The sequence below is a fragment of the Binatus sp. (SeqCode) genome (assembly GCF_036522015.1).
Lineage (GTDB): Bacteria > Desulfobacterota > Binatia > Binatales > Binataceae > Binatus.
The window spans coordinates 1-6,742 of the sequence record NZ_DATDGQ010000146.1 but is presented as its reverse complement, the minus strand read 5'-3'; the positions used below and the strand labels follow the sequence as shown (position 1 = coordinate 6,742).

The window sequence follows — 6,742 nt, the reverse complement described above, 5'->3', positions numbered from 1 at the left end:
GCCGACTGCGTCGCCCGCGCGCATCGCGAGCACCGCAATCTTGCCGTCAGGCCGGATGCCCGTGATTCCTTCGCGTCCGTAAACGGCGTTCGAGGCAAAGTCCGCGCTGCGCGCCGACGCGATCGCCTTGCCGAGCGAGAGCGCGGTGCCGCTGGGCGCGTCTATTTTGGTGCGATGATGAATCTCGATCACTTCGGCATCAAAGTCGGGAAGTATCGCGGCGACCTCGGCGACAATCTTCGCCAGAACGTTAACCCCGATACTCATGTTGGGTGCGATCACGGTGCGCGTCTTCTGCGCGAGTTCGCGCGCCCGCGTTTCCATCTCGGGCGTGAAGCCGGTGGATCCGATGACGATCGCGGCGCCCGCTTTCGACGCGACCTCGAGATGCTCCATCGAAGCTGCCGCCGTCGTGAAATCCAGCGTGACAGTGTCGGGCTTTGCGAGCATCGCGTAGTGGTCGGTGATTTTCACACCGAGCTTGCCGACGCCGGCGAGCTCGCCAGCGTCGGAGCCGATCGCGCCGTTGCCATGCGCTTCGAGCGCGCCGACGATTTTGTGCGCCGGATCGCGCGACGCCAGCGCGACCAGCAGACGGCCCATCCGGCCCGCTGCTCCGGCCACGATTAGATTAGCCATCGGAAGCACTCTTTTCACTTCACGCCGCCCGCGCGATGCGGACGCTATCGGGACAAAGAGCTTTGCACAACCTGCTCGACCGCTGTCTCCTCGCCCTGTTAGGGCGAGGATGAAGGTGAGGGTCCGTATACAGCGCGCTTTTTCGCGCGCGATTCAAGATTCTGCTTCTCTGTTCCGAACCCTCACGCGAGTTACGCAAAGGTCTCATCGCAGTATCAGGCGGCTGGAGCTTCTGCCGGCGCCGCTTCAGCCGCGGGCGCGGTCGCCGCTGCATCTGCCGGCTTGCCGTGCTTGGCCTTGAAGTGTTCGTCGCACAGGCTCGAGGTGCCGTGGCGATGCTTACGGCATTTCTCGAAGGTGCAGGTTTTGAACCGCGCCTTGGGCATTTCGCCGGCCTTCCAGAGCCGAAAATGCTGCCGGCAATAACCTTTGCCAACCGCCTCGCGCGCACAATCTTTCGCTTTGCAGTTTCCTTTATTCGCCATGAATCCCTTCTTGGAAGCCGCTTTCCCGACGCAATCGCCGAAAATCGCGGCTGAGCAATCCATCTACAATAGTGTTTGTTGTCGATGCTTCATAGTAGCCGGAAATTTCGGGTAGTGTCCTAAATTTGGACCAGTCGCGCGAGTGAGCGCGGCCCTAATTCGTAGCGGCTGCGGAGCGCTCTGCGATCAGACGATCCAATTCGGCGCGCAGCTTGGGCAGTACTTCTTCGTAGCCGAAGTAGCCCAGCTTGCGATCCTTCTTCTTGAGATTCACGGTCGTCGGACCGCACCACAAGCCAAGGTCGGCGTCATCGGTCTCGCCCGGACCGTTCACGCGGCATCCCATGATCGCAATCGTGATCTTGTACTGCTCGGCGTAAACCGTCAGCTCCTTCACCTGCTGCGCCAGCTCGACGAATTTCATGTTCTCGACGCGCGAGCACGACGGGCACGAGATGATATTCAGCCCCGCGCCGAAGTCCGGCACCGAGATGAAGCGGCCGGCGGCGACATCATCGATAATCTTGTGGCCGACCAGCACTTCTTCGTGCTTGCGCTCGTTCGGCAGCGTGAGCGAGACGCGAATCGTATCGCCGATACTCTGCGCGAGCAGCTTCTCGAACGCGATGCGCGTCTTGATGATTCCGTCGGGCGGCAATCCCGCTTCCGTGACGCCGAGATGGATCGGCACGTCGGGCCGGCGCTTCGAGAAGCGTCGATTCGCGTCCATCACTTTGACCGGATCGGAATCCTTCAGCGAGACGACGAAGCGCGTGAAGCCGAAACTGTCCATCAGATCGCAATGGTACGCGGCCGACTCGACGATCGCCGCGAGCTGGTCGCCCGGGTACTTGTCCAGGAACGCGGGCGCGACCGATCCGCAGTTGACGCCGATGCGGATCGCGACGTCGTTGTCCCGCGCCACATCGACCAGCCATTTCACTTTCTGCTCGATCGTTTTCGACTTCTCGATGTGGTGCAGATGCCCCGGGTTGTAGCGAATCTTGTCGACGTACGGCGCGACGCGGTCCGCGATCTTGTAGTTCTCCTGCAAATCGACCGACAGCACGACGCCCTTGGTCTGCTCGCGGATTTCCTTGACCGCCGGGATTTCCTTCTCGCTGTCGATCGCGATTCGCACGATTCCCGCGCCCGCGTTGGCGAGCTGATGGGCCTGCGCGACCGTTTCGTCGATGTCGATGGTCCGCGTCGCGCACATCGATTGCACCACCACCGGTGCATTGCCGCCGACCTTGGTGCCGCCAATCGTTATCTGCCGTGTTTTTCGATCTTTTAACGCCTGTTCCATTTCCACCTATGCTGCCGAATGCGCGCCGCGCTTGCTAGTGCTTGTGTTCGTCCGCGACCGCCATCGCGATCGCGCCATGACTGAACGCAGCGCCCGCACGCATCGCCGCCGCCACCCACACCGCTTCCGCAATCTCCTGGTCGGTGCATCCTTTTTCTTTCGCGCGCGTGACGTGCGCTTCGATACACCAGGGGCACTGCGTAACGTGCGCCGCGGTGATCGCCATCAGCTCTTTGGTCTTGCTCGGAATCGCGCCGTCCTTGAAAACTTCCTTGTCGAATTCGAGGAAGCCCTTGAAGGCGTCGGGCGCATTCTGACGCAGGTTGCGGAGATATTTTGAGGTTTCCTTGCCGTAGAAATCAGCCATGGTAGTTCTCCCGGAGGTCGTTTGGTCGCTGGTGATGCGACTATATCAGACCGTATGCATCCGTATCGATAATAATTGCCTTTCATGCTGTTGCGCACGGTGTCCATCGACATCCCGCGCCCGCTCACGGTCGCGCCTGCGCTAATCCAGGTGATATCGCCACACAAATTTTACTTATCCTAGGCTCGCGAAGGCAAATTTACGCTCTGACTTTTCCCTTGCAATGAGTCACAGTTCTCACTAACTTTCTTTCTCTCCGAGGTTCTGTATTAGACGGAAAGGGGCGTTGCATAAGATGTTGTGCATCTCGTGCGGCAAAATTTTCAAGTTCAAGCTCTTCGCTCGGGGGAGGGAGGAAGCTGAACGATGAGTACTATCTCCACAATCAGAATCGCCGATCCACGACCGTTTCCCGACGTAATCCTGCGCAGCCAGTTCTTCGAACTCGTCGGCACGCGATCGCTCTCGAGCGAACAGCGCTTGATGCTCGCGGTGCTGGCCGACGCGATCAACGTAGTGCAGGAATTCGGCGGCTCGTCGAGCCTGCGCAAACGCAACTCGTTCAATGAGGCCTGGAGCTGGTTCTTCGCCACGGGAGTCTCGTGCCCGTTGTCATACGACAGCGTATGCGACGCACTCGGTATCGACGCTAAGGGTCTGCGCTGGCGCCTGTCGGAGCTGGTGGCAGGACGGGGCGGCGCTCCGCTCCGCTTGCGGCTGAAGGAAGCGAGTCGGATGCAGCGCCTGACCGTGAATCGTGTTCGCCGCCGCGATCCGCGCAGAGTGCATCGCGCGACTCGTGCCCGCTAGCCATTCGATTCAGTCGTAAGGGTTGAGCCGCGCGCGGACCATGAAAGTCTGCGCGCGGTTCTCTTATTGCTGCTATCGGAAATGCCGCGCCAGTTCCGAAGCGTAGGCGATTCCAATCTTATCTGCGTTGGTGCGGAGCCATTCGCTGAAGCGCGTCGCCGCGTTTGGCGGCGAGTCAGTAACCAACAGATTGCTCATCAGGCCGCGAGTTTCGTCGCGCGTGAGCGTAATGTCGCGCACCAACCATCCGACAATTCGCGCGAACGCGACTGCGACGCGTGGATCGACACGCACGATCCGGGAATTGCTGCCGACCGCGCTCGCAAGCATTCGCACCAATTCATCAAAGGTGAAGATCTCCGGCCCGACCGCGTCGAGCGTGGCGGATTGATCGTCGCGCGCGGCGTTCACGGCTATCTCGGCCAGGTCGGCCGCGAAGATTGGCTGGACGCGATAGTCTCCTCGCCCCGGAATCGCGAAGAACGGAAACCGCCTCAGCAGCCACGCAATGTTGTTGAGCAGAATGTCCTCGACGCCGAAAATCAGCGCCGGCCGAATGATCGCGTAGCTGAGCGCCGACTCTTTGACCGCCGCCTCGACCATCGCCTTACCGCGGAAATAAGGCAGCGGCGACGACTCCGTCGCGTTAGTGACGCTGATATGCACGAACTTGCGCACACCCGCGGCGGTGGCTGCATCAAGCATGATACGTGTGTTCGCAACCGCCGTGTCGAAGGTCTGCCCGCCGTGCGGAAACCTGATCCAGTAGGTATTGAAGAGCGCGCGGGCGCCTTCAAGACTTCGCTTGAGATCGCCTGGGCGATCGAAATCAAACGGCACTGCTTCGATCAGATCGCCAAATGGAACGCCTCGCGCCGGATGTCCAGTAAGCGTCCTGACCCGACGCCCGCGAGCCAATAGCGCGCGCGTGATGTACCGCCCGGTATATCCGGATGCACCGGTAACAACATCGAAATCATTCTCGGGCATCGCGCAATCTCCTCATTTCATAATACTAAGGTGCAGGGGTTACCCGTGCCCAAGGAAGTATGAAACCCAGGAGGGGTTTCATTACAATCAAGTTCCTATGGATTATCCGCTCGAAGGCATCAGAGTTATCGAAGTTGCGATGTGGGTCGCCGGGCCCTCCACCACCGCCGTGCTTGGCGACTGGGGCGCCGACGTCATCAAGCTCGAAGACCCGCGCACCGGAGATCCGATTCGCGGCTTCGTCACCCGCACGATGGGCGATCCCAACGCGCGCATCCGTCCGCCGTTCGAGCTCGACAACCGCAACAAACGCTCTGTCGCCGTTGATTTGCGCACGGCAGACGGCCACGCGTTCGCGCTCAAGTTGATCGAGCGCGCCGACGTCTTTGTCACCAGCCTGCGCCTCGACGCGATCGAGCGGATGAAACTCGACTACGCAACGCTGTCTGCGAAAAATCCGCGTCTCATCTATGCGTCGATCAATGGCTACGGGCATCGCGGCCCCGACAAAAATCGCCCCGCCTACGATTACGCTGCCGCGTGGGCGCGCTCGGGCCTGATGGCGACGATCGCGGAGCCGGGACAGTCGCCGCCCGCGCAGCGGCCCGCGATGATCGATCACGCCGTCGGCCTCGGCCTGGCGGGTGCGATCTCCGCCGCTCTGCTCGCGCGCGAGCGCAATGGCCGCGGCCGCGAGGTCAACATCTCGCTGTTCTCGATGGGCCTGTGGATGAACGCCTCCGACCTTACCGTCGGCCTCATGACGGGTCGCTCGCCCCAGTCCGAGTCGCGCACTGAACGCGTGAATCCGCTCTGGAGTTCCTATCGATGCGCCGACGCGCGATGGATTTACTTCGTGATGATCCAGAGCGATCGGCATTGGCCGGATTTCTGCCAAGCGCTCGACAAATCAAATTGGCTCAACGATCCGCGCTTCAAGGACTCGACCGCGCGCGCACAAAACTGCGCCGCACTCACCGGCGAAATAGATCGTGCCGTCGCCGCCAGGACCGCCGACCAATGGGCGCCGGTTTTCGATCGCCACAATCTTGTGTGGGCGCCCGTGCGTACCGACGCCGAAGTGCTCGACGATCCGCAAGCCGAAGCGATCGGCGCGTTTGCCGCCGTCGATCATCCCAACATTCCCGGGTGCCGAGTCGTGAACAGCCCCGTCGAGTTTGGCGACGTCCCTTCGCAGCCGCATCGCGCCGCGCCCGAACTCGGCCAGCATACAGAGGAAGTTGCGCTCGAAATGGGGCTGTCGTGGGACGAAATCGCACGTTTGAAAGCCTCCACCACACTCGGTTAGGTTGACTCTTCAAAATGCGCCAAAGCCGCTCCTGACAGGTGATTTTGAGCTGTTTGATCGATCAAACGCCGGTATAAAGCCGCGTTTTGCCGACTTTGTTTGACTCTGACGAACCAGCCTCAATATGATCACACTATCTGATCATCACCCGTTCCCGGAGGTCGTCTGCTGGTGCGAATGATTGTCCCTCCCGTAGCTCATCGACGCGAAATTGATCGCAACCTCGCCGAATTTTTCCGCGGACATCGCGCCGCGCATTTCAATCGCGCCATCTCCTCGATGTGTCGGTACTTCAACGTGCGCCGCCCGCGCATCGAATGGTTCGAGTACATCGATTGGGGCAAGACCGCCGGCCGCACCTACGAAGACGGCCGCATCCACCTCGTGCATCCCGAAAACTGGAAGCGCGGACGCGTCTACTTCAGCGAGCGCAAGTGGATCCAGATGCTCTACCACGAGATGGGCCACTTCCTGCTCTGGAGCGACCCCGAGCGCAAGGCCGACTTGTTTTCGCGCCGGATGATCACCGGACTCAGAGTCTCCGGCCGCCGTGCTGCATCGCGCTCGCGCACCCGCGCGGGAATACCGAATACGCGGCGCGCCGCAAATCGCGTCCGCAAGCGCCGCCCGCGTATTTCGATCGCACGAAGATCGCGACGGGTTAATCGTATCGCTTCGCGGCGCATCATCACTCGCAAATCCCGGCGGATCGCCTGATGCCGCAAAAGCCAACCGTCGAAAATCGCTGGTGGGTTGAAACCACCTTTAAGAAACCCAAGCAGGCCAAGTCGGAAACCGAGATGCCGCAGTTGCCGGTCGCGATGGCGTTTTAC

8 protein-coding genes are annotated in these 6,742 nt (G+C 60.8%); 3 read left to right on the top strand and 5 right to left on the bottom strand.

The annotated features are described in order from the left end of the window. The 4 genes from dapB to VIW95_RS06115 all read right to left on the bottom strand — a co-directional run. Positions 1–639: 4-hydroxy-tetrahydrodipicolinate reductase (dapB, locus tag VIW95_RS06130; protein WP_331584548.1), on the bottom strand; the 639-nt coding region annotated here is incomplete at its 3' end. Positions 640–854: 215 nt separating this feature from the next. Next, on the bottom strand, positions 855–1,124 hold the full coding sequence (locus VIW95_RS06125; RefSeq protein WP_331584547.1) for a hypothetical protein: 270 nt from the start codon (positions 1,122–1,124) through the stop codon (positions 855–857). A gap of 154 nt (positions 1,125–1,278) precedes the next feature. Then, positions 1,279–2,433 (bottom strand): (E)-4-hydroxy-3-methylbut-2-enyl-diphosphate synthase, encoded by a 1,155-nt coding sequence (gene ispG / locus VIW95_RS06120; RefSeq protein WP_331584546.1) that lies wholly within the window; start codon positions 2,431–2,433, stop codon positions 1,279–1,281. A gap of 34 nt (positions 2,434–2,467) precedes the next feature. Then, complete coding sequence (locus VIW95_RS06115) at positions 2,468–2,800, bottom strand: carboxymuconolactone decarboxylase family protein (protein ID WP_331584545.1); 333 nt, start codon at positions 2,798–2,800, stop codon at positions 2,468–2,470. 366 nt (positions 2,801–3,166) lie between these two features. Here VIW95_RS06115 and VIW95_RS06110 point away from each other — a divergent pair, with 366 nt between their 5' ends. Next, positions 3,167–3,610, top strand: coding sequence for a hypothetical protein (locus VIW95_RS06110; protein WP_331584544.1), 444 nt, complete (start codon positions 3,167–3,169; stop codon positions 3,608–3,610). Positions 3,611–3,682: 72 nt separating this feature from the next. Here VIW95_RS06110 and VIW95_RS06105 read toward each other — a convergent pair whose 3' ends face one another. Further along, the gene (locus tag VIW95_RS06105; RefSeq protein ID WP_331584543.1) at positions 3,683–4,600 is read right to left on the bottom strand and encodes an SDR family oxidoreductase; all 918 of its coding nucleotides are present in this window, start codon (positions 4,598–4,600) and stop codon (positions 3,683–3,685) included. Between the two features lie 97 nt (positions 4,601–4,697). Between VIW95_RS06105 and VIW95_RS06100 the strand changes: the two genes are divergently transcribed. Both VIW95_RS06100 and VIW95_RS06095 read left to right on the top strand, forming a co-directional pair. Next, positions 4,698–5,909, top strand: a complete 1,212-nt coding sequence (locus tag VIW95_RS06100; RefSeq protein WP_331584542.1) for a CoA transferase — start codon at positions 4,698–4,700, stop codon at positions 5,907–5,909. 171 nt (positions 5,910–6,080) lie between these two features. Beyond that, positions 6,081–6,626, top strand: coding sequence for a hypothetical protein (locus VIW95_RS06095; protein ID WP_331584541.1), 546 nt, complete (start codon positions 6,081–6,083; stop codon positions 6,624–6,626). The last annotated feature ends 116 nt before the right edge of the window (positions 6,627–6,742 follow it).